The 20,453-nt window shown below is 71.6% G+C and carries 18 protein-coding genes and 1 pseudogene; 4 read left to right on the forward strand and 15 right to left on the reverse strand.

All coding sequences use genetic code 11. The annotated features are described in order from the left end of the window. Positions 1 to 149 precede the first annotated feature (149 nt). From yajC to pgsA, 11 genes and pseudogenes are all read right to left on the reverse strand, one after another. Positions 150 to 644 (reverse strand): preprotein translocase subunit YajC, encoded by a 495-nt coding sequence (gene yajC / locus ACFW9Z_RS19170; RefSeq protein WP_384641987.1) that lies wholly within the window; start codon positions 642 to 644, stop codon positions 150 to 152. A 167-nt stretch (positions 645 to 811) separates the two neighbouring features. After that, the gene (ruvB, locus tag ACFW9Z_RS19175; protein WP_384641990.1) at positions 812 to 1,897 is read right to left on the reverse strand and encodes a Holliday junction branch migration DNA helicase RuvB; all 1,086 of its coding nucleotides are present in this window, start codon (positions 1,895 to 1,897) and stop codon (positions 812 to 814) included. 29 nt (positions 1,898 to 1,926) lie between these two features. Continuing rightward, the gene (gene ruvA, locus ACFW9Z_RS19180; RefSeq protein ID WP_384641992.1) at positions 1,927 to 2,553 is read right to left on the reverse strand and encodes a Holliday junction branch migration protein RuvA; all 627 of its coding nucleotides are present in this window, start codon (positions 2,551 to 2,553) and stop codon (positions 1,927 to 1,929) included. A 215-nt stretch (positions 2,554 to 2,768) separates the two neighbouring features. After that, positions 2,769 to 3,380 (reverse strand): annotated as a pseudogene (ruvC, locus tag ACFW9Z_RS19185) (crossover junction endodeoxyribonuclease RuvC); the annotation flags it as partial. A 162-nt stretch (positions 3,381 to 3,542) separates the two neighbouring features. Next, positions 3,543 to 4,295 (reverse strand): YebC/PmpR family DNA-binding transcriptional regulator, encoded by a 753-nt coding sequence (locus ACFW9Z_RS19190; protein ID WP_359145608.1) that lies wholly within the window; start codon positions 4,293 to 4,295, stop codon positions 3,543 to 3,545. A 61-nt stretch (positions 4,296 to 4,356) separates the two neighbouring features. Continuing rightward, complete coding sequence (gene pdxT, locus ACFW9Z_RS19195; RefSeq protein WP_384641995.1) at positions 4,357 to 4,950, reverse strand: pyridoxal 5'-phosphate synthase glutaminase subunit PdxT; 594 nt, start codon at positions 4,948 to 4,950, stop codon at positions 4,357 to 4,359. Between the two features lie 6 nt (positions 4,951 to 4,956). Beyond that, positions 4,957 to 5,877, reverse strand: a complete 921-nt coding sequence (gene pdxS / locus ACFW9Z_RS19200) for a pyridoxal 5'-phosphate synthase lyase subunit PdxS (RefSeq protein ID WP_019765392.1) — start codon at positions 5,875 to 5,877, stop codon at positions 4,957 to 4,959. Positions 5,878 to 6,009: 132 nt separating this feature from the next. Further along, positions 6,010 to 6,558 carry a hypothetical protein gene (locus tag ACFW9Z_RS19205; protein WP_356835664.1) on the reverse strand — a complete coding sequence of 183 codons (549 nt, stop codon included), beginning with the start codon at positions 6,556 to 6,558 and terminating at the stop codon, positions 6,010 to 6,012. Between the two features lie 111 nt (positions 6,559 to 6,669). Next, positions 6,670 to 7,830 (reverse strand): glycosyltransferase family 4 protein, encoded by a 1,161-nt coding sequence (locus ACFW9Z_RS19210; RefSeq protein WP_384641999.1) that lies wholly within the window; start codon positions 7,828 to 7,830, stop codon positions 6,670 to 6,672. A 161-nt stretch (positions 7,831 to 7,991) separates the two neighbouring features. Further along, complete coding sequence (locus tag ACFW9Z_RS19215) at positions 7,992 to 8,903, reverse strand: phosphatidylinositol mannoside acyltransferase (protein WP_384642001.1); 912 nt, start codon at positions 8,901 to 8,903, stop codon at positions 7,992 to 7,994. After that, positions 8,900 to 9,562 carry a phosphatidylinositol phosphate synthase gene (gene pgsA / locus ACFW9Z_RS19220; protein ID WP_384642004.1) on the reverse strand — a complete coding sequence of 221 codons (663 nt, stop codon included), beginning with the start codon at positions 9,560 to 9,562 and terminating at the stop codon, positions 8,900 to 8,902. Before pgsA ends, ACFW9Z_RS19215 begins: the two co-directional genes overlap by 4 nt. Positions 9,563 to 9,833: 271 nt before the next feature. On the opposite strand from pgsA, the gene ACFW9Z_RS19225 reads away from it, so the two are divergent. From ACFW9Z_RS19225 to ACFW9Z_RS19235, 3 genes are all read left to right on the forward strand, one after another. Continuing rightward, the gene (locus ACFW9Z_RS19225) at positions 9,834 to 12,068 is read left to right on the forward strand and encodes an elongation factor G-like protein EF-G2 (RefSeq protein WP_384642007.1); all 2,235 of its coding nucleotides are present in this window, start codon (positions 9,834 to 9,836) and stop codon (positions 12,066 to 12,068) included. A 157-nt stretch (positions 12,069 to 12,225) separates the two neighbouring features. After that, positions 12,226 to 13,896, forward strand: a complete 1,671-nt coding sequence (locus ACFW9Z_RS19230) for a hypothetical protein (protein ID WP_384642009.1) — start codon at positions 12,226 to 12,228, stop codon at positions 13,894 to 13,896. Positions 13,897 to 13,952: 56 nt separating this feature from the next. Beyond that, on the forward strand, positions 13,953 to 14,987 hold the full coding sequence (locus tag ACFW9Z_RS19235) for a phosphotransferase family protein (RefSeq protein WP_384642012.1): 1,035 nt from the start codon (positions 13,953 to 13,955) through the stop codon (positions 14,985 to 14,987). Positions 14,988 to 15,041: 54 nt separating this feature from the next. On the opposite strand, the gene ACFW9Z_RS19240 is transcribed toward ACFW9Z_RS19235, so the two are convergent. After that, the gene (locus tag ACFW9Z_RS19240) at positions 15,042 to 15,602 is read right to left on the reverse strand and encodes an HIT family protein (RefSeq protein WP_384642015.1); all 561 of its coding nucleotides are present in this window, start codon (positions 15,600 to 15,602) and stop codon (positions 15,042 to 15,044) included. 66 nt (positions 15,603 to 15,668) lie between these two features. Here ACFW9Z_RS19240 and ACFW9Z_RS19245 point away from each other — a divergent pair, with 66 nt between their 5' ends. Then, the gene (locus tag ACFW9Z_RS19245; protein WP_384642018.1) at positions 15,669 to 16,346 is read left to right on the forward strand and encodes a potassium channel family protein; all 678 of its coding nucleotides are present in this window, start codon (positions 15,669 to 15,671) and stop codon (positions 16,344 to 16,346) included. Positions 16,347 to 16,422: 76 nt separating this feature from the next. Here ACFW9Z_RS19245 and thrS read toward each other — a convergent pair whose 3' ends face one another. The 3 genes from thrS to ACFW9Z_RS19260 form a co-directional block, all read right to left on the reverse strand. Further along, on the reverse strand, positions 16,423 to 18,399 hold the full coding sequence (gene thrS, locus ACFW9Z_RS19250) for a threonine--tRNA ligase (protein WP_384642021.1): 1,977 nt from the start codon (positions 18,397 to 18,399) through the stop codon (positions 16,423 to 16,425). Positions 18,400 to 18,499: 100 nt separating this feature from the next. Then, entirely contained in the window at positions 18,500 to 19,750 is a 1,251-nt protein-coding gene (locus tag ACFW9Z_RS19255) for a hypothetical protein (protein WP_384642023.1), read from the reverse strand. Further along, complete coding sequence (locus ACFW9Z_RS19260; protein ID WP_384642026.1) at positions 19,750 to 20,343, reverse strand: DUF4365 domain-containing protein; 594 nt, start codon at positions 20,341 to 20,343, stop codon at positions 19,750 to 19,752. The genes ACFW9Z_RS19255 and ACFW9Z_RS19260 overlap by 1 nt, the downstream gene beginning before the upstream one ends. Positions 20,344 to 20,453: the final 110 nt, after the last annotated feature.

The raw sequence follows: 20,453 nt of genomic DNA on the forward strand, positions 1-20,453 counted from the left end.
TTCTCTTTTCTCCCTGCCCACCCCCCCCGCGCCGGGTACCCGCCCGAGCGGCCCCGACGTGTTGGGGGTCCCTCCCCCCGCAGACCACCGCCCCGGCCCCGGGGACGCCGGGCCCGGGTGGGCCGGCGACGTCCCCGGGATCGTGAGAACTACTTGGTGCCGGCCTCGCCGTCGGACTTGCCGTCGCCCTTGGCATCCTTGACGTCCTTGGCCGCCGCGTCCTTGGGCTCGGCGGCGTCGTCGGCCGCCTCGTCCTTGCCCAGGTCGATCTTGGCGATGTCCGCCTCGTCCGCGACGTGCTCGCCGGTCAGCGAGGAGGCGTCGTCGGGCACGACGGTGCCATCCGCGTCCAGCTCGTCGTCGTCGCCGTGCACGATGCGGTTGTACTCCGCGTCGTCCAGGACGGCACCGATCGCGTTCTTCGCGTAGATGGCGTGCACGCCGGGGGCGACCTCAAGGAGGACGGTGTCGTCGTGGACTTCCTTGACGGTCGCGTACATGCCCCCGATCGTCCGGACGCCGGTACCGGGCTGCATGTCGTTGCGCATCTGCGCGGCCGCCGCCTGCTTCTTCTTGGCGGAGCGGGTCATCAGGAACATGGCCCCGATGAGCACGATGAAGGGGAGGAGAGTCAAGAGATCCACGGGACGGGAATTCCTTCGCACGACCGCGCTGGAATGCGGCCTGTATATACGGGGGTGGGCACACCGACCCGGTAAGGGCGGCATCGGCGGAGTCTAAGCGAGTCCGCATCGTTGGAACAACGCCCAGCATGGCACCCCGGTTCCGCTGTGGGCCAACCTGTGACGCATCACGCCCCGAACAGACCCTGTTGTCCCTTTGCGCCGTGCTGCGGCGGAACCAGCCCCAGGTGGGCCCAGGCGGCCGGGGTGGCCACCCGCCCGCGCGGCGTCCTGGCCAGCAGTCCTTCCCGTACGAGGAAGGGTTCGGCGACCTCCTCGACGGTCTCGCGCTCCTCCCCCACGGCGACCGCGAGGGTGGACAGGCCGACCGGGCCGCCGCCGAACAGTTTCAGCAGCGCGCCGAGCACCGCACGGTCCAGCCGATCGAGACCTCGGGCGTCAACCTCGTACACCTTCAGGGCCGCCGCCGCGATGGTCCGGTCGATCGTGCCCTCCGCCTTGACCTGGGCGTAGTCCCGGACCCGGCGGAGCAGGCGGTTGGCGATACGGGGGGTGCCCCGGGAGCGTCCGGCGATCTCGGCGGCGCCGTCCGCGTCGATACCGACGTCCAGGAGGCGGGCGGAGCGGTGGATGACGCGCTCCAGCTCGGCGGGGGCGTAGAACTCCATGTGGCCGGTGAAGCCGAAGCGGTCGCGCAGCGGGGGCGGGAGCAGTCCGGCCCGGGTCGTCGCACCGACCAGGGTGAAGGGGGGCAGCTCCAGCGGGATCGCGGTGGCGCCGGGGCCCTTGCCGACGATGACGTCGACACGGAAGTCCTCCATCGCCATGTAGAGCATCTCCTCGGCGGGCCGGGACATGCGGTGGATCTCGTCGAGGAAGAGGACTTCACCCTCCTGGAGGGAGGAGAGGATCGCCGCGAGGTCGCCCGCGTGCTGGATGGCGGGGCCCGAGGTGATCCGGATCGGGGCGTTCATCTCCGCCGCGATGATCATGGAGAGGGTGGTCTTGCCCAGGCCGGGGGCGCCGGAGAGCAGCACGTGGTCGGCGGTGGCGCCCCGGGCGCGGGCCGCCTTGAGGACCAGGTCGAGCTGTTCGCGGACCTTCTCCTGGCCGACGAACTCGTCCAGGTCCTTGGGGCGCAGGGCCGCCTCGACGGCGGTGTCCTCACCGTCCGCATCCGCGTCGACCAGCCGGTCATCGAAGACCGGGCCGGTCGGCTCGTCGGTCTCGGGTCCGGTCTCGTCCCAGTTCATCAAGGGCCTCTTCGGTGGTTCGGTGCCGGTCAGCGTGCGCGGTTGAGAGTCTGCAGGGCGGCCCGCAGCAGCTGCGGCACGGGGGGTGCGATGCCCTCGGCGACGGCCGCCTCGGCCTGCGGGGCGACGGCGCTGACCGCCTCGTCGGCCTCGCGGCTCGCGTAGCCGAGGCCGATCAGCGCGGCCTGGAGCTGGTCGCGCCACCCGGAGGTGACGGGAGCGCCGACGCCCTGCTGGCCGATGTGCGCGCCGACCGGTGCGCCGAGCCGGTCCTTGAGCTCCAGCAGCAGCTTCTGGGCGCCCTTCTTCCCGATGCCGGAGACGGCGGTCAGCGCCTTCTCGTCGCCGGTGGAGACAGCCAGGCGCAGGGCGTCGGGGCTGTGGGTGGCAAGCATGGCCTGGGCGAGCCGGGGCCCGACGCCGCTGGCGGTCTGGAGCAGCTCGAAGACCTGCCGCTCGTCGTCGTCGGCGAAGCCGTACAGGGTGAGGGAGTCCTCCCGGACGACGAGGGAGGTGGCGAGCCTGGCTTCCTGGCCGATGCGCAGCCCGGCGAGGGTCTGCGGGGTGCACTGGAGGGCCATGCCGACACCGCCGACCTCGATGACGGCCGTGGCCGGGGCGAGCGCGGCCACCGGGCCGGAGACGAAGGCGATCATACGGCGGGGCCTTTCAGCGTGCGGGGGGTACGGGGGGCGCTGGACGCGCCGGAGGTGCGGGGTGTCCCGGGCGTGGCGGACGTGCCCGAGGTCCGGGACTCCCCGGGCGTGGCGGACGCACCCGGCGTACGGGCGGAGCCGGACGTACGGGACTCCCCGGGCGCACCCGGCGTACGGGAACCGTCAGGCGTGCGGGGTGTTCCGGGTGTGACTGCGGTACGGGATGCGCCGGGCGTGCCGGGCGTACGGGCCGTGCCTGCCGTCCGGGACGTGCGCGGTGCGCCGGACAGGCCCGGTGTGCGGGGGGTGCCTGTCGTGCGGTGGGACGCCATCGCCTGTTGGAGTCGGTTCTGTGCGGGTGCCCGCCAGATGTGGCAGATCGCGAGCGCGAGGGCGTCGGCCGCGTCGGCGGGCTTGGGCGGGGCGTCCAGCCTCAGCAGCCGGGTCACCATGGCTCCTACCTGCGCCTTCTCGGCGCGGCCCGAGCCGGTGACGGCGGCCTTGACCTCGCTGGGCGTGTGCAGGGCGACCGGGATGCCCCGGCGGGCGGCGCAGAGCATGGCCACCGCGCTGGCCTGGGCCGTGCCCATCACCGTACGGACGTTGTGCTGGGCGAAGACCCGCTCCACGGCCACGTAACCCGGGGAGTACTCGTCCAGCCACTGCTCCATGCCGCGCTCGACGGCGACGAGCCGGTCGCCCAGCTCCGCGTCGGCCGAGGTGCGGACGACGCCGACGCCGAGCATGGTCAGCGGGCGGCCCGCGACCCCCTCGACCACGCCGACACCGCACCGGGTCAGCCCCGGGTCAACGCCCAGAACCCGCATGGAGCCCCCCTGTCCTCGCTGCTCGACCTGCCCACTCGTTCATCTGTTCCCGCAGGCTATCGGCTCGCACTGACAAACCGTCGCATCCGACAAGACGACGGGCCGACGGGGTGTGTCCCCGTCGGCCCGTCGTCACGTCGCACCGAGCTTGCCGGTCGCGCCTCAGGCGTCGACCTTCTCCATGACCTCGTCGGACACGTCGAAGTTGGCGAAGACGTTCTGCACGTCGTCGCTGTCCTCCAGCGCGTCGATGAGCTTGAAGATCTTGCGCGCGCCCTCTTCGTCCAGCTCCACCTGCATGGTCGGCAGGAAGTTGGCCTCGGCGGAGTCGTAGTCGATGCCCGCCTCCTGGAGCGCCGTGCGCACCGCGACCATGTCGGTGGCCTCGCTGACCACCTCGAAGGTCTCGCCGAGGTCGTTGACCTCCTCGGCGCCCGCGTCGAGCACCGCACCGAGGACGTCGTCCTCGCCCAGCTCGCCCTTGGGGACGATTACGACGCCCTTGCGGTTGAAGAGGTACGAGACCGAGCCCGGGTCGGCCATCGAGCCGCCGTTCCGGGTCATCGCGACACGTACGTCGGACGCGGCACGGTTGCGGTTGTCGGTGAGGCACTCGATGAGCACCGCGACACCGTTGGGGCCGTAACCCTCGTACATGATCGTCTCGTAGTCGGCGCCGCCCGCTTCGAGACCGCCACCGCGCTTGACGGCGGACTCGATGTTCTTGTTGGGGACGGAGCTCTTCTTCGCCTTCTGGATGGCGTCGACGAGAGTGGGGTTGCCATCGGGGTCCACGCCGCCGGAACGCGCCGCGACCTCGATGTTCTTGATCAGCTTCGCGAAGAGCTTGCCGCGCTTGGCGTCAATCACGGCCTTCTTGTGCTTCGTCGTAGCCCATTTAGAGTGGCCGGACATCTGCCTTCTCCTTCGCGTCACCAAAATCGAGTCGAACCCGAGAGATCCTACCGGGGTCCGCTCACTTCACTGCGCGCACCATCTCCACGAACAGAGCGTGTACGCGATGGTCGCCGGTCAGTTCGGGATGGAACGACGTGGCGAGGACATTTCGCTGCCGTACGGCCACGATGTGGCCGCCGTGCTCGGCGATGACCTCGGCCTCGGCCCCGACGGACTCCACCCAGGGGGCGCGGATGAAGACGCCCTCCACGGGACCGCCGTCGATGCCGGCGACCTCGACCGCCGCCTCGAAGGACTCGTTCTGCCGGCCGAAGGCGTTGCGCCGCACGATCATGTCGATGCCGCCGACGGTCTCCTGGCCCGAGCGCGGGTCCAGGATCTTCTCGGCCAGCAGGATCATCCCGGCGCAGGTGCCGTAGACCGGCATCCCGGCCCGGACCCGCTCGCGCAGGGGCTCCATCATGCCGAAGAGGACGGCCAGTTTGGACATGGTGGTCGACTCGCCGCCGGGAATGACCAGGCCGTCGACCTCGGCGAGCTCCTCGGGGCGCCGGACCGGCCTGGCCAGGGCGTCAGCCGAGGCCAGGGCGATCAGATGCTCCCGTACGTCACCCTGGAGAGCCAGGACGCCGATCACAGGGGTGTCGCTCATCGGTGGTTACCAGCCACGGTTGGCGTAGCGCTCGGACTCGGGCAGCGTGTCGCAGTTGATGCCGACCATGGCCTCGCCCAGGTTGCGGGAGGCGTCCGCGATGACCTTCGGGTCGTCGTAGAAGGTGGTGGCCTTCACGATGGCGGCGGCGCGCTTGGCCGGGTCGCCGGACTTGAAGATGCCGGAGCCGACGAAGACGCCCTCGGCGCCGAGCTGGCGCATCAGCGCGGCGTCGGCCGGGGTGGCCACACCACCGGCGGAGAACAGCACGACCGGCAGCTTGCCGAGCTCGGCGACCTCCTTGACCAGCTCGTAGGGGGCGCGCAGGTCCTTGGCGGCGGCGTACAGCTCGTTGTTGTCGAAGCCGCGCAGCTTGGCGATCTCGTTCTTGATCTGACGCAGGTGGCGGACGGCCTCGACGACGTTGCCGGTACCGGCCTCGCCCTTCGAGCGGATCATGGCCGCGCCCTCGGCGATGCGGCGCAGGGCCTCGCCCAGGTTGGTGGCGCCACAGACGAAGGGGGTGGTGAAGGCGAACTTGTCGCTGTGGTTGACCTCGTCGGCCGGGGTCAGGACCTCGGACTCGTCGATGTAGTCGACGCCGAGGGACTGGAGGACCTGGGCCTCGACGAAGTGGCCGATGCGGGACTTGGCCATCACGGGGATGGAGACGGCCCCGATGATCTCCTCGATCATGTTGGGGTCGGACATCCGGGCCACGCCGCCGTCCTTGCGGATGTCGGCGGGCACCCGCTCCAGGGCCATGACGGCCACGGCGCCCGCGTCCTCGGCGATCTTCGCCTGCTCGGCGTCGACGACGTCCATGATCACGCCGCCCTTGAGCTGCTCGGCCATGCCGCGCTTGACGCGGGCGGTGCCGGTGGCGGGGGACTCAGCGGACTGCGGGGTGCTGGGAAGCGTGGACACGGGACCTCACTCGGTGAAAGACGCTGAATTACTGCATCGCCGAGCAAACGCTGTGCCACCGGTCCACAGCAAGGGCCAATAGGCAGCCCGTGGATCGTTTTGGCCCGTATCCGTTCCCGGAGCGGTCCGGGCTCAGGTCCCCGGGCGGTCCGCCAGGGCCACCGGAGGCGCGTCGTCCATCTCGAAGGCGAGCGGGAACGGCGCGTGCCCGGCCAGCCGGAAGAGCCGGACGGTACGGTGCCGGCGCAGGGCGCGGGCCGCGCGTACGGAGTCGTTGTGGAAGCGCCGGGCCATCGGTACGCGGCGTACGGCGGCGGCCAGTTCGGTGGCCGCGTCCTCCCCGCCGGGCACCTCCTTCACCGCCTCCACCTGGGCCGGTTCGCCGAAGACGGCGCGCAGGGCGGTGCTCAGCTCGCTCTCGGCGACCTCGCGGTGGTCCTCCTCGGCCTGCCGGGCGGCGTGCGCGGCCTCGTACAGCACGATGGAGGCGGCCGGGTCCAGGACGCCGGAGGTGGCCAGCTCCTGGGTGACCGAGGCGCGGCGCAGGAGCTGGGCGTCGAGGGCGGCGCGGGCGGCGTCGATCCGGGAGTGCAGGCGGTCGAGCCGGCCGGCGGTCCAGCTGAGGTAGACGCCGATCGCGATGAGGGCGACGACGATCCAGACAATGAGGGTTACGGTCACGGTCGCACACGCTACCGCCGCCGGGGCCCGGTCCTTTCAACGGGCGTCCCCGGCCCCGCCTTCAGCAGGAGGCCCCCGGCCGCAACGGGCAGCCCCCGCCCCGGCCCGCCCTCAGTCCCGGGCCAGCCCGAACCGGGCCCGCAGCCCCGACCGCTCGTCCTCCGCCACCGAGGCGGCCCCGTCGGTCACCGTCTCGTACACCGCGAGGATGTCCGCCCCGACCGTCGACCAGTCGAACCGCCGTACGTGGGCCTCGCCCCGCTCCCGCAGCCCGGCCCGGCGCTCCGGGTCGCCCAGCAGCCGGATCGCGGCGGCGGCCAGCGCGTCGGCGTCCTCGTTGGCGAAGAGGTCGCCCGCCGCTCCCTGGTCCAGCACCTGGGCGAAGGCGTCCAGGTCGCTCGCGAGGACCGGCGCCCCCGCCGACAGCGCCTCGACCAGGATGATGCCGAAGCTCTCGCCGCCCGTGTTCGGGGCCACGTACACATCGACGCTGCGCAGCAGCCGGGCCTTGTCCTCGTCGCTGACCATGCCGAGGAACTCCACGCGCTCGCGCAGCTCCTTCGGCAGCGATGCCACCGCCTCCTCCTCGTCCCCGCGCCCCGCGACCAGCAGCCGGGCCTCGGGGTGGGCGGCGAGGATGGCGGGCAGCGCCTTCATCAGGACGGGCAGGCCCTTGCGGGGTTCGTCGATGCGGCCGATGAAGCCGAGGGTCTGCCCCTGCCACTCCGCCTTCGGCTCGGCCTTGGCGAAGAAGCCGACGTCGACGCCGTTCGGGATGACCACGGCGTCCCCGCCCAGGTGCTCGACCAGGGTGCGCCGCGCGTACTCGCTGACCGCGATTCGCGCGCTGATCTTCTCCAGCGCGGGCTGGAGGATCGGGTACGCGGCGATCATCGCCCGGGAACGCGGGTTGGAGGTGTGGAAGGTGGCCACGATCGGGCCCTGCGCGGACCAGCAGGCGAGCAGGCCGAGCGAGGGGGACGTCGGCTCGTGGATGTGGATGACGTCGAAGGTGCCGTCGTGGAGCCAGCGGCGGACCCGGGCGGCCGAGAGGAAGCCGAAGTTCAGCCGGGCGACGGAGCCGTTGTACGGGACCGGGACGGCCCGGCCCGCCGAGACGACGTAACGGGGCAGCGGGGTCTCGTCGTCGGCCGGGGCCAGCACGGAGACGGTGTGGCCGAGCCCGATGAGGTGCTCGGCCAGGTCCCGGATGTGGAACTGGACGCCGCCGGGGACGTCCCAGGAGTACGGGCAGACGATGCCGATCTTCACGTGCGCTCTCCCGGGAGTCCGGTCTTCATGGGCCCTCTCCGGAGTCTCTTCATGTGCCCTCTCCGGAGTCCGGCCTTCACATGCTCTCCCCGGGCTTCGGTCTTCACGTGTGCTCTCCCCGGACTGCGGTCTTCACTCGCACTCTCCCCAGGCTGCGGTCTTCACTCGCGTTCCCCCCGGGGTTCCAGGTCGTCCAGCCAGAGCCGCTGGAGCATGTGCCAGTCCTCCGGATGCTCCGCGATGCCACCGGCGAAGGCGTCGGCCAGCGCCTGCGTCATGGCGGCCGTCTTCTCGGCCCGGGTGCCTTCCTCCGGCACCTCGACCGCCGGGTGGACTCGGGCGCCCATCACCGGCGTGCCGTCGTACCAGAGGGTCACCGGCAGCAGCAGCGCGCCCGTCTGCTGGGCGAGCAGGGCCGGGCCCGCGGGCATCCGGGCGGTGGCGCCGAAGAACGACACCTCCACCCCGGAGGCGGAGAGGTCCCGGTCCGCGACCAGGCAGACCAGGCCGCCCGCGCGCAGCCGCCGGGCCAGCGTCCCGAAGGCCGCTCCGCCGCTGTGCGGCAGGACCTCCATGCCGAGGCCCTCGCGGTAGGCGACGAACCGGTCGTAGAGCGATTCGGGCTTCAGCCGCTCGGCGACGGTGGTGAAGGGGACCTTCAGATCGGTCGTGACCCAGGCGCCGGCCAGGTCCCAGTTGCCCAGGTGCGGCAGGGCCAGGACGACACCGCGCCCGGTGTCCAGGCCCTCGGTCAGGAGGTGGGCGTCCTTGACGTCGATGCTCGCCCTGATCCGCTCCGGGGTCCAGGTGGGCAGCCGGAACGACTCCATCCAGTACCGCATGTACGAGCGCATCCCGGCCCTGGACAGCTCGGCCAGCCGCTCCGGGCCCGCGTCCGGCACCACCCGCGCCAGGTTGGACTCCAGGCGCAGCACGCTCTTGCCGCGCCGCTTCCAGACCCGGTCCGCGATGGTACGGAAAAGGGCCTCGGCGGCGGGCTCGGGCAGCTTCTTCACCGCGCCCCAGCCGAGCCCGTACAGACCGTCGGTGATCCGGCCCTTCAGCGCGCTCACCGGTCGGCCGGACCGTTGGTGGCGGCGGCCGCGTCGGCCTCGGCGGACTCGCGGCGTACGGTCACCACACGCTGGATCAGCGTCACCAGGCTGCCGACGGCGACGATCCACAGCGCGATCGGGAGCAGCACGTCGATGCCGGGGACGCCGAACTTGTGCAGTCCGGCGAGACCGGCCGCGACCAGCGAGATGACGAGCCGCTCGGCGCGCTCCACCAGCCCGTTCACCGCGACCGGCAGGCCGATCGACTCGCCGCGCGCCTTGGTGTACGAGACCACCTGGCCGCTGGCCAGGCAGAAGATCGCGACGGCGCACATCACGTTGTCGTCACCGCCGCCCGCGTACCAGAGGGCGAAGCCGGCGAAGATCGCCCCGTCGGCGACCCGGTCCAGCGTCGAGTCGAGGAACGCGCCCCACCGGCTGGAGATCCCGGCCTGCCGCGCCATGTTGCCGTCGACGAGGTCGGAGAAGACGAAGACGGTGATGACGATGGTGCCCCAGAAGAACTCCCCCATCGGGAAAAAGACCAGCGCACCCGCCATCACTCCGGCCGTACCGATGAGAGTGACCGCGTCGGGGCTGACCCCGAGGCGGAGCAGCAGGGCGGCGAACGGTGTGAGGACACGCGTGAAAAATGCACGCGCGTACTTGTTCAGCATGGCTTTCCCGAGGGTTCGGTTGGCCGAGCGGCCCCTTCGGCCACCGGCTGGCCCATCGTAGTCACGACCGGCACCCGCCACCGGACGGGCACCCTCCGGCAGGGGTGTCCCGGGAAGCCCGCGCCCGCGCCCGGCCTATGGACGCGTCGGCGCCCCGGTGCCAAGCTCGAAGGACCGGGGCCGTCTCGGCGGCTCACCCCCGTACCCGCCACCTGGCGCGGTCGCCTCCTCTCCCGTTGTCCGTACCGCGCCACCCACCGGGAGGCACACCATGGGCGAGAAGACGCACGCACACACCGGAGCCGCCGGAGGAGTACCGGCGGCCGGCCACCCCGCAGACGTACGGAACGTGGTGCTGGTCGGCCACAGCGGATCGGGCAAGACCACCCTGGTCGAGGCGCTGGCCCTGACGGCGGGGGCCGTGAACCGGGCGGGCCGGGTCGAGGACGGGGCGACCGTCTCCGACCACGACGAGATCGAGCGGCGCCGACGGCGCTCCGTACAGCTCTCGCTGGTCCCGGTGGCCTGGGACGGCTGCAAGGTCAATCTGCTGGACACCCCCGGTTACGCCGACTTCGTCGGGGAGCTGCGGGCCGGTCTGCGCGCGGCGGACGCGGCCCTCTTCGTCGTATCGGCGGCCCAGGAGGCCGAGTCGGTGGCGGCGACCACCCGGGCGGTGTGGGAGGAGTGCGCGCTCGTGGGGATGCCCCGGGCGATCGTCGTCACGCATCTCGACACCGCCCGCACCTCCTTCGAGGAGATGACCCGGATCTGCGCGGAGACGTTCGGCGGGGACGACCCCGATGCCGTACTCCCCCTCTATCTGCCGGTGCTCGGGCCCGAGGGCGCCGACGGGCACGCCCCGCTCACCGGGCTGACCGGGCTGCTCACCCAGCGCGTCCTGGACTACTCCTCCGGCGAGCGGGCCGAACTGCCGCCCGCACCCGGCCAGGAGAAGCCGCTGCGGGAGGCCCGCGACCGGCTCATCGAGGGAATCATCGCGGAGAGCGAGGACGAGTCCCTGATGGACCGCTACCTCGACAGCGACGGCGGCGGTGAAATCGACATATCGACACTGATCGCGGACCTGGAGCGGGCCGTGGCCCGGGGCACCTTCTTCCCCGTGCTGGCAGCCGCCCCCGCCGCCGAGGGCGCCCGGCAGGGCATCGGCACCGTGGAGCTGCTGGAGCTGATCACCCGGGGCTTCCCGACCCCGCTGGAGCGCACCCCGCCCACCGCCACCACCCCCTCCGGCGCCCCCAGGAGCGCCCCGGCCTGCGATCCGGAGGGCCCGCTGCTCGCGGAGGTCGTGAAGACGTCGTCCGACCCGTACGTGGGCCGTATCTCGCTGGTCCGGGTCTTCTCCGGCACCCTGCGGCCCGACGACACCGTGCACCTGTGCGGCCACGGTCTGGACGCGGCGGGGCAGGAGCCGCGTCCCTGTCATGAGGCGGAGCTCCGGGTCACCGCGCTGACCTCGCCGTTCGGCAAGCAGCAGCACCCGGTGGACCGGTGCGTCGCGGGTGATCTGGTCTGCGTGGCCCGGCTGGGCGAGGCGGAGACCGGCGACACCCTCTCCGCCTCCGGCGACCCGGTCCTGATCGAGCCCTGGTCGGCCCCGGACCCGCTCCTCCCGACGGCCGTGAAGGCGCACGGGAAGGCAGACGAGGACAAGCTGTCGCACGGTCTGGCCCGGCTGGTCGCGGAGGACCCGACCCTGCGCCTGGAGCAGAACCCGGACACCCACCAGGTCGTCCTGTGGTGTCTGGGCGAGGCCCACCAGGAGGTCGCCCTGGAGCGGCTGCGCAGCCGGTACGGCGTCCAGGTCGACGCCGAACCGCACCGGGTCGCGCTCCGGGAGACGTTCGGCGGCCGGGCGGCCGGGCGCGGGCGGCACGTCAAACAGTCCGGCGGCCACGGGCAGTTCGCGATCTGCGAGATCGAGGTGGAGCCGCTGCCGGCGGGCAGTGGCATCGAGTTCGTGGACAAGGTCGTCGGCGGTTCGGTGCCGCGTCAGTTCATCCCCTCGGTGGAGAAGGGCGTCCGGGCGCAGGCCGCCCGGGGCCTGGCCGCCGGACACCCGCTCGTCGACGTACGCGTAACCCTGCTGGACGGCAAGGCGCACTCGGTGGACTCCTCCGACGCCGCCTTCCAGACCGCCGGGGCGCTCGCCCTGCGGGAGGCGGCGGCTGCGGCCCGCATCCAGCTCCTGGAGCCGGTGTGCGAGGTCGCCGTGCTGGTCCCCGACGACTACGTGGGCCCGGTGATGAGCGACCTGTCGGGGCGGCGCGGCCGGGTGGTGGGCACCGAACAGAGTCCGGGCGGACGCACCCTCGTACGGGCCGAGGTGCCGGAGACGGAGATCGGCCGGTACGCGCTCGACCTGCGCTCCCTGACCCATGGCACCGGCCGTTTCGACCGTACGCACGCCCGGTTCGAGGCGATGCCTCCGCAACTGGCCGAGAGGGTCCGGGCGGAGCGGGGGAACGCATCACCCGGCGCGTGACCGGCGCACTGTCGCAAACAGCGCCCGCGTCCCGGTGGGTGACGGACGGTGCGGGGCTCCGGACGATACGCTGTGGTCGCAGCTCAGAAGGTATGCCGCGTACGGTAGTTGGGCACACCGCAGGAGCAGACCGTGCGGCGAGTGGGGGCGACAGACAGTGGCCGACGACGTATTCGACTTCTCACCCGGGGCGCAGATCCCGATCCAGGGGTCCGGCGGCCAGTCCGTGGCGACCAACGCCCTGGCCTCGGCCGCGTACCGCGACAGCCCGGTGGAGACGATCCTCGACGCCAACAGCGAGTGGCACAAATCCACGGTGAAGCCGGGGGCCTCCAAGCTCTTCAAGTCGGACTACTTCAAGCCGAATCTCGGCGAGGCCTTCGCCCGTGCCGTCCAGGAACGCATGCTGGGCGGCTCCCGGGCGGCGCTGATCCAGTCCTTCGGCACCGATCCGCAGACGGTGGTGGAGCACTGCCTGTCGGCGACCAACCTGCGCAAGGCCCGTGACACCCGCCTCACGATGGTGACGGCCGTGCTCGGCTTCCTGTTCCTGCCGGGGATGATCGCCTGGGTCATCGCCTTCCGCGTCAAGGACGCGCTCGCCAAGTCGAAGGACGGCGCGTTCCGGGCGGTCGGCACGGTGCTGCTCGCCGCGTTCGGGGTCGGCGCGCTGATCCTGCTGTGGAAGCTGCCCATGGGCGGTCTGCTGCACCTCTACGTCCGGTGCTCGATCGTCGCCCCGCTGCTCGGCTGGTTCATCGCCAAGAGGATCGCGGAGACCTCCGCCCGGGATCTGCGGGCCCGGTGGGAGGGGCTGCTGTCCGGCACCGGGGTCATCGCCAAGATCCCGGAGGCGGTGCCGAAGAACCCCAACGAGACCGCGCGCGAAGCCCTGCGGCAGGGGCTGGAGAAGCTCTCCGCCGAGCAGCAGTCCAACGCGGTCTTCTACGCCGGTCCCAAGGGCATCCTCGGCATGGGCACCCGGTGGGGCAGCTGGCAGCTGGCCGAGGAGCTGACCCCGAAGGACCCGACGAAGGAGATCCACAGCTTCCGCAGCTGGGACCTGATCCGGATCATCCACGACCAGCTGAAGATGCTGGAGCGCGGACCGCTGAACACCGGCGGCTTCCCCAAGCCGTCGGTGAAGCACTGGATCGTCTCCCCCATCGGCGAGGGCGCCGACTCCGTCTCCCGCCCCGACGGGGAGGATGTCGCGACCTTCCAGGTCAAGCCGCACGAGATACAGCGGATCTGCAACCACCAGCAGTTCGGCAGTGGTGACCGGCACTATCTGGGCGTGCAGTTCACGCTCTGGGACGGCCAGCTGGTGATCACCATGATGATCACGGTCACCGTGCTCCACGAGACGCTGCGCATCGAGGTCACCGGACATGCGCTGGGCCCGGTGCACGGGCTGTTCTTCGCCAAGCCCGCGGCCCGGACCAAGACGGTCAACAAGACCGTCAAGTTCTGGGAGACCCGGGACATCCAGCTGCCGGTGGTGGAGGACAGGGAGGTGATCCGGCTGGCTCTGCGGGCGCCCTTCACCTGGTATCCGCCGCTGCTGGACTACCTGGGCGGGAAGATAGTGCTTCCGGAGCCCTTCGGACTGCGGCACGCCTGGGCCGCCAAGCCGTGGAACCACCGCTTCATGGCGGACGACGCGATGCGCGCGGCCACGCCGGTGCTGCGGGTGGTCCACTCGGCGGCGATGCGGGTCCTCGCGGAGAACGGTGTGGACACCGAGCGCTTCGACAACCGCTCGATGATACTGAGCGGCCTGGTCCAGGACCCGTCACCGCGCAAGGCCGACGTCTACGACGCGTAGGTCTCCGTACGGACGCGCGGAAACGCCTAGCCTGGCTCATGGGCTCGATGGGCTTTATGGGCTTTACGGATGAGGAAGCCGGGGGAATCGGCGTGGAGTTGGACAGTGAGGGCTGGGGTGCGACGCGCTCCTGGGTGGAGAAGGTGCTGCCCGGGGCGGAGCGCGTCGACGAGGTGGTGCGGCTGCGCGGCGGCTGGACCTCGGAGATGCGCCGCCTGGATCTCCGCGGTCCGGACGGCAGGCGCTCGGTCGTGCTGCGGTCCTTCGTCAAGCCCTTCTACGTTCGCCACGCGGAGGGCCTGCTGAACCGTGAGGCGGCCGTCCTGCGCCTGCTCGACGACACGGACGTGCCCGCGGCGAAGCCGGTGGCCGTGGACGCGACGGCGCGGTACTGCGACCACCCCTCCCTGCTGATGTCCCTGCTGCCGGGGGCCGTGCGCCTGGGCGATCGGGGTGCTGACGCCCGCGCCGACCTGCTGGCCCGGCAACTGGTACGTATCCACCGGCTGCCGGTGCCCGCGCCGCGACGGCCCCGCACCTACCAGGCGTGGACCTCTCCCGAGCGGGTGACCCCGCCTGCGGGGACCGGGCGGCCCGAGCTCTGGGAGCGGGCTGTCGACGTCATCCGCCGGGAGGCCCCCGCCTATCAGGGGTGCTTCCTGCACCGGGACTTCCACCCCGGCAACGTCCTCTTCACCGGCACCGACGACGGCACGGGCCCCGACACCGGCACCGATGGCGACACCAACGGCGACGGCGAACTTCGGATCAGCGGTGTCGTCGACTGGGTGGAGACCTCCTGGGGACCGGCCGACCTGGACGTGGCGCACTGCTCGACGGCCCTCGCCCTGCTCCACGGGGTCCCGGCGGGCATGAGCTTCGCCGACCACTACGCCGCCGCGGGAGGGACCCTGGCGGAGGACGGCACCGCCCACCTCTACTGGCGGCTGCTGGACGCGCTGGGATTCGCTCCGGACGCGGAGAAGGTCGCCGTTCCCTGGCGGGAACTGGGCCGCGACGATCTGACGGCCGGTGTCCTGACCCGGCGGCTGGAGGGCTACCTGGAATCCCTATTCGACCGCTACGCCTGAACCACCGCCGGGGCGAACGCCGCGCGCCCCCGCCCGCTCAGCCCGTCCGCCCCCTCAGCCCGTCGGCCAGGCGTCGGCCAGCATCTTCCGGGTGTCACCCAGCAGCTGCGGCAGCACCTTGGTGTGGCCGATGACCGGCATGAAGTTGGTGTCCCCGCCCCAGCGCGGCACCAGGTGCTGGTGCAGGTGGGCGGCGATCCCGGCCCCGGCGACCGAGCCCTGGTTCATCCCGATGTTGAAGCCGTGCGCCCCGGAGGCGGCACGCAGGGACGCCATCGCCCGCTTGGTGAAGTCCGCGAGCTCGGCCGTCTCGGGACCGTCCAGCTCCGTGTAGTCGGCCACGTGACGGTAGGGCACGACCATGAGGTGCCCGCCGTTGTACGGGTAGAGGTTCAGCACCGCGTAGACGTGCTCGCCGCGCGCCACCACGAGCCCGTCCTCGTCGGATTTCGCCGGAATCGAACAGAACGGGCAGCCGTCCTCGGCGCCCGGGCCGCTCGGCTTGTCCTGACCCTGGATGTACGCCATCCGATGGGGCGTCCACAGACGCTGAAACGCGTCGGGCGTCCCCACGCCGATCTGCTGCTCCGGCTCACTCGTCATGCCGATCAGCATATTGCGTCACCCGCGCGGAGCGTGTCGCCGGGGCCGCACCTCCCGGCCGCCCGCGATGCTGAGGCGATGAGCGACCGACCCGCCCCCGCGCCACCCGCCCGGCTGACCCGCTGGGAGCAGCGCACGGAGGTGCCGCTCTTCGCCGCGGGACTGCTCTTCCTCACCGGGTACGCGGTCCGGGTGCTGACCTCGCACGAGGCCGAGCCCTGGAACGACATCGCGCTGACCCTCGTCTGGTCGACCTGGCTGCTCTTCCTCGTGGACTACGTCACGCGGCTGCGGCTCAGCGGTCTGGGCTCGCGCTTCCTCCGGGTCCATTGGCTCGACACCGTGGTCCTGCTCCTGCCGCTGCTGCGCCCGCTGCGGATGGTGCAGGTCTACCAGGCGGTGCAGCGGCGCCACGACCGGCCGCGGCTGAACCTGTACGCGCGCGTGATGGCGTACGCGGGCATCACCGTCGGCCTGCTCGGCTTCGCCGCCTCGCTCGCGGTCTACCACCTGGAGCACCGGGCCCCGGACGCCTCCATCCGCACGTTCGGGGACGCGGTGTGGTGGGCGTGCGCGACGCTTACGACGGTCGGTTACGGGGACGCCACCCCGGTCACGTTCTGGGGGCGGGTGGTCGCGGCGGGGCTGATGGCGTGCGGTCTGGCACTGCTGGGCGCGGTGACGGGCTCGTTCTCGTCCTGGCTGATCCAGGTGTTCGCGCGGGAGGACGAGAAACGGCCCCCGGAGCGGGGTTAGCGCTCCGGGGGCCGTTCCGTTCCTGCCGTACGGATCCTGCCGTACGGATCCTGCCGTACGGACCCTGTCGTACGGATCAGACCTGTACGCGGTCCTCGACGGCCTTCGCGATCTTGGCGATGGCCTCGTCGACCGGGATGCCGTTCTCCTGCGAACCGTCGCGGTAGCGGAAGGAGACGGCACCGTTGGCCATGTCCTCGTCACCGGCGATGATCATGAACGGGACCTTGTTCTTCTGCTGGTTGCGGATCTTCTTCTGCATCCGGTCGGACGAGGCGTCCACATCCACCCGCAGCCCCTGCTTGCGCGCCTTGGCGGCGAACTCCTGGAGGTAGGGGATGTGGGCGTCACCGATCGGGATGCCGACCGCCTGGACCGGGGCGAGCCAGACCGGGAAGGCGCCCGCGTAGTGCTCCAGGAGCACGGCGAAGAAGCGCTCGATGGAACCGAACAGGGCGCGGTGGATCATCACCGGGCGCTGCTTGGAGCCGTCGGGGCCGGTGTACTCCAGGTCGAAGCGCTCCGGCAGGTTGAAGTCGAGCTGCACGGTCGACATCTGCCAGGTGCGGCCGATGGCGTCCTTGCACTGCACGGAGATCTTCGGGCCGTAGAACGCGGCGCCGCCCGGGTCCGGGACCAGGGGCAGGCCCTGCTTCTCGGCGACCTGGCGCAGGGTCTCGGTGGCCTCTTCCCAGGTCTCGTCGGAGCCCACGTACTTCTCCGGGTCCTTGGTGGAGAGCTCCAGGTAGAAGTCGGTGAGCCCGTAGTCGCGGAGCAGGTTCAGCACGAAGGTGAGCGTGCGGTCGAGCTCCTCCGCCATCTGCTCCTTGGTGCAGTAGATGTGCGCGTCGTCCTGCGTGAAGCCGCGCGAGCGGGTCAGGCCGTGCACGACGCCCGACTTCTCGTACCGGTACACCGTGCCGAACTCGAAGAGGCGCAGCGGCAGTTCACGGTAGGAGCGGCCGCGCGCGTCGAAGATCAGGTTGTGCATCGGGCAGTTCATCGGCTTGAGGTAGTAGTCCACCCCGTCGTCGAGCTGCATGGGCGGGTACATGCCGTCGGCGTACCAGTCCAGGTGGCCGGACTTCTCGAAGAGCTTGCCCTTGGTGGCGTGCGGGCTGTAGACGAACTCGTAGCCCTCCTCCTCGTGACGGCGGCGCGAGTAGTCCTCCATGGCCCGGCGGATGACGCCGCCCTTGGGGTGGAAGACCGCGAGGCCGGGGCCGATCTCGTCGGGGAAGGAGAAGAGGTCCAGCTCGTTGCCGAGCTTGCGGTGGTCGCGCTTGGCGGCCTCCTCCAGGAACTCCAGGTGCGCCTTCAGCTCGTCCTTGGTCGGCCAGGCGGTCCCGTAGATGCGCTGGAGCATCGGGTTCTTCTCGCTGCCGCGCCAGTACGCGGCGGCGTTGCGCATCAGCTTGAACGCCGGGATGAACCGGGTGGTGGGCAGGTGCGGACCGCGACAGAGGTCCTTCCAGCACAGGTCACCGGTCTTGGGGTCCAGGTTGTCGTAGATGGTCAGCTCGCCGCCGCCCACCTCGACGTCCGCGCCGTCGTCCGAGGAGGCGGAGCCCTTGATGCCGATGAGCTCCAGCTTGTACGGCTCGTCGGCCAGCTCCTCGCGGGCGGCCTCGTCGGAGACCACGCGGCGGGAGAACTTCTGGCCCCGCTTCTGGATCTCCTGCATCTTCTTCTCGATGGCCTTCAGGTCCTCGGGCGTGAACGGCCTCTCGACGTCGAAGTCGTAGTAGAAGCCGTCCTTGACCGGGGGGCCGATGCCGAGCTTGGCCTCGGGGAAGAGCTCCTGCACGGCCTGGGCCATGACGTGCGCGGTGGAGTGGCGCAGGATGTTGAGGCCGTCCTCGGAGGAGATCTCCACCGGCTCGACGCTCTCGCCGTCCCGGAGCTCGTACGAGAGGTCCTTCAGCTCGCCGCCGATGCGCGCGGCGACGACGGTTCGCTGACCGGGGAAGAGCTCGCCGGCGGTCGTGCCCGTCGTCACCACGTGCTCTTCCCGCTCGGAATCGCGTTGGATGATCACACGGACGTCTGACACCGGTCTCTCCTGACTGAGGGGGATGTCCAACACTGATCGGTTGGTCACCATGGATCGTACCGAGCCGTACACCCCCGATGCGAACGCCTAACCGCAGGCCCTACGGCTCCTCCCCCGCGCACGCCTCCTCGAAGAAGTCCACGTTCTCCTGGAGCGACTTCATCAGCCGGTCCCGCTCGGCCTCGTCGACCTGGACGGGCGCGACCTGCGAGGCCCCGGTGAGCCGCCGGAACCCGCCCCGCCGCTCCAGGCTCCCCTCCACCCGCAGCGGCAGCCCGACGAGGTGGGCGTGGCCCGCGATCCGGTACGCCTCCTCGTCCAGCTCCACCCGTACGTGCGCGACCTCCGCCCCCGCCAGCACCCGCAGCCGTACGATCCCGGCGCCGCGCGGCCCCGAGCGGCGCAGCCGGACCACCGCCCCGGTGATCCGGACCGGGACGGCGGGCTCCTCGCGGAGGTAGCGGGCCCCGGCGGAGCGCAGGGCGGGCAGGTCGCCCGGGGAGAACTCGACGGGCGCGGGGCGGGCCGGGCAGCCGTCCGGGGTGCCCGCGGCGGGCGCCCACCGCACATCGATCCCGGCCCCCTCCGTACCGCGCACCAGGGTCACCAGGGCCTCGGTCAGCTCCCGGCTGACGCCCGCCGCCACCGCGCTGTCGAAGGCCTCCATGCCGCCGGTGGCCCGCTGGTAGTCCACGGCCTCCCGGGTGGCGTGCAGGGCGTGGCAGAGCTGTACGGCGACGGCGCGTCCGGAGTCGACGGGGACGAAAGCGGTGAGCCTGCGGCCGTCCGGCGCGGGCCCGATGAGGGCACCGTCCAGCGCCGCCCGGGCCTTCCTGCGGTGCCGGGCCCCGTGGTAGCCGGCCCGGCCGCGCGCCGCGAGCGCCCCGGCGAGGAGGATCTGCCGGGCCGCCGACCGCAGCTCCTCCGCCTCCGCCCACCCCGAGGCGCCCGCCGCCCCGGCCGCCGACTCGGGCGCCTCCCGCCACCAGCGGATCTCGTCGCTGGGGACGGCGAGGGAGACGAGGATGGAGCGGGCGGTCGGGGCGGCGCTGCGGGAGAGCGCGGTGAGCGCCTCGGCGAGCAGGTCCTCGGTGTCGGGGAAGGCGGTGTTCTCGGGCACCAGCAGGCTGGCCCCGGCGGCCGGTCCGGGCGGGGCCCAGCGGCTGTACCGCCCGGCCGCTCCCCCGCGCCGCTGCCAGCCGTACCGGTGCAGGAGCGCGGTGAGCACCGCCGGGTCGGGCAGCGGGGTGCCGTCCCGGCCGGGTTCGGCGTACTCACCGACCGCCGCCGGGTGCGACCGGGCGCCGAACAGCTCCGCCGGGCCCGTGGGTTCGTCCATCGACCGGTGCATCAGGGTCTCCCTCCGGCCCCGACCCGGGCCATGATGTCGCAGAGTGCGCGGTCGTCGAAGATCCGTGAGGTCGGGATGCGCACGGTGGTCCGGTACCGGCCCGTCACCGCGTGGCCGGCCAGGTTGGTCCAGTAGCAGCAGTGCCGCAGATCGAGGCTGCCGGGCCCGGCGCTCAGCCACTCGTCCTGGCTGCGGGGCACGAGCATCACCACCAGGATCTTGTGCACCGAGACCGGGGTGCGGGCCAGCTTGACGAGATGGGCGTTGTCGAGCGTAAAAGAGAACGCCCCGCCCGCCGGGTGCGGCGGTATCTGATAGGTGCACTTGAGCTGCACCTTGATGGTCACCTCGTCGTCGACGGTGTGGGCGGCGGCGCCGTGGCTGACGTGCCAGTCGATGCCGTTGTCGGGGAAGGGCTGGGAGAGCGAGCACCCGGCCGCCGCCGCGACGGCGTGCAGGTAGCCCACCTGAAGGGTCTCCATACAGGCGGTGGTGGCGAGGGAGCCGCGCAGCGGTGCGTTCCGCTGTTCCGCCGGCCCGAACCCTTCGGCGCGGGCAGGCGGGCCCCCCGGGTCGGGCTGCGCGAGCGCCATGGCTCCGTATGCCTTCCGGACGTGCCGTCAGAAGTGACGTCAGAGGTGACAGGGGAGCAACGTCCTTCCCCCTCACCTGTGTTGTCACCGCAGGAGAACGCCCGCAAACG

This window comes from Streptomyces sp. NPDC059452 (genome assembly GCF_042750035.1).
In the GTDB taxonomy this organism is placed as follows: domain Bacteria; phylum Actinomycetota; class Actinomycetes; order Streptomycetales; family Streptomycetaceae; genus Streptomyces.

Coding starts and splice junctions, on each gene's coding strand:
- ruvB (WP_384641990.1), bottom strand. CDS start 1,897: ATGAACTGGGACGAGACCGGACCCGAGACCGACGAGCCGACCGGCCCG.
- ruvA (WP_384641992.1), bottom strand. CDS start 2,553: ATGATCGCCTTCGTCTCCGGCCCGGTGGCCGCGCTCGCCCCGGCCACG.
- ACFW9Z_RS19190 (WP_359145608.1), bottom strand. CDS start 4,295: ATGTCCGGCCACTCTAAATGGGCTACGACGAAGCACAAGAAGGCCGTG.
- pdxT (WP_384641995.1), bottom strand. CDS start 4,950: ATGAGCGACACCCCTGTGATCGGCGTCCTGGCTCTCCAGGGTGACGTA.
- pgsA (WP_384642004.1), bottom strand. CDS start 9,562: ATGCTGAACAAGTACGCGCGTGCATTTTTCACGCGTGTCCTCACACCG.
- ACFW9Z_RS19225 (WP_384642007.1), top strand. CDS start 9,834: ATGGGCGAGAAGACGCACGCACACACCGGAGCCGCCGGAGGAGTACCG.
- ACFW9Z_RS19235 (WP_384642012.1), top strand. CDS start 13,953: ATGGGCTTTACGGATGAGGAAGCCGGGGGAATCGGCGTGGAGTTGGAC.
- ACFW9Z_RS19240 (WP_384642015.1), bottom strand. CDS start 15,602: ATGCTGATCGGCATGACGAGTGAGCCGGAGCAGCAGATCGGCGTGGGG.
- ACFW9Z_RS19245 (WP_384642018.1), top strand. CDS start 15,669: ATGAGCGACCGACCCGCCCCCGCGCCACCCGCCCGGCTGACCCGCTGG.
- ACFW9Z_RS19255 (WP_384642023.1), bottom strand. CDS start 19,750: ATGCACCGGTCGATGGACGAACCCACGGGCCCGGCGGAGCTGTTCGGC.
- ACFW9Z_RS19260 (WP_384642026.1), bottom strand. CDS start 20,343: ATGGCGCTCGCGCAGCCCGACCCGGGGGGCCCGCCTGCCCGCGCCGAA.